Annotated in this window: 1 protein-coding gene and 1 pseudogene; both read left to right on the plus strand. The window is 46.7% G+C overall.

Translation table 11 applies throughout. The annotated features are described in order from the left end of the window. Positions 1 to 24 precede the first annotated feature (24 nt). Positions 25 to 519 (plus strand): annotated as a pseudogene (gene cas1, locus BN93_RS13275) (type II CRISPR-associated endonuclease Cas1); the annotation flags it as partial. Positions 520 to 526: 7 nt separating this feature from the next. Further along, positions 527 to 868 carry a CRISPR-associated endonuclease Cas2 gene (gene cas2, locus BN93_RS13280; RefSeq protein WP_019188801.1) on the plus strand — a complete coding sequence of 114 codons (342 nt, stop codon included), beginning with the start codon at positions 527 to 529 and terminating at the stop codon, positions 866 to 868. The last annotated feature ends 43 nt before the right edge of the window (positions 869 to 911 follow it).

Consider the following 911-nt stretch of genomic DNA (forward strand, 5'->3'; position numbering starts at 1 on the left):
GTAACGTACGAAAGTGCATGCTAGGTGTGGGCAGAACAGGTGCGAAGTGGCGACCCTGATAATATCGAGGCGCGTGCCGCAGCTCATTATTGGCAGCATCTTTTTCCCGAGCTGCCGCATTTTGTTAGGGCACGCGAAGGTGAGCCGCCCAACAATTTGCTAAACTATGGCTATGCCATTCTGCGTGCTGTGGTGGCTAGGGCATTGGTTGGTAGTGGATTGTTGCCCACTTTGGGTATTCATCATCACAATCGCTACAATGCCTACTGCCTCGCCGACGACATTATGGAGCCTTATCGCCCTTATGTAGACCGCCTAGTGCTCAACATTATTCGCACAAATGGGTGTGTGGCAGAACTCACTCGCGAGTTGAAGTCGCAGTTGCTTGTTATTCCTACGCTGGATGTGGTCGTTAATGGCAAACGAAGTCCGCTAATGATAGCCGTTCAGCAGACCACGGCCTCGCTCTATAAATGTTTTTCGGGCGAGCTACGCCGTGTGAGTTATCCTGAAATGTAATTTGCTTATGTCAAACCTTAGCCGTCTTAATGAGTATCGTGTTATGTGGATATTGGTGTTTTTCGATCTCCCAACAGAAACGAAGAAGGATAAGAAAGCATACGTAGACTTTCGCAACCTTTTGCAGCGAGATGGGTTCACCATGTTTCAATTCTCCATCTACCTGCGGCATTGTGCTAGCATGGAGAATGCGGAAGTGCATGTCAAACGGGTGAAAAACTCACTCCCCAAGTATGGCAAGGTTGGTGTTTTGTGTATAACAGATAAGCAATTCGACAACATTCAGCTCTTTTATGGCACTAAACCTCATAAGCCTAACGCACCTGGGCAACAGCTGGAATTGTTCTAACATACATATATATTATTAGAAAGAAGAAATGTAAGCATCCAAT

Source organism: Prevotella conceptionensis 9403948 (genome assembly GCF_000312305.1).
Taxonomy (GTDB): domain Bacteria; phylum Bacteroidota; class Bacteroidia; order Bacteroidales; family Bacteroidaceae; genus Prevotella; species Prevotella conceptionensis.

What these genes read in the sequence shown, in the direction of transcription:
- cas2 (WP_019188801.1), top strand. Translation starts at nt 527, where the DNA reads ATGTCAAACCTTAGCCGTCTTAATGAGTATCGTGTTATGTGGATATTG.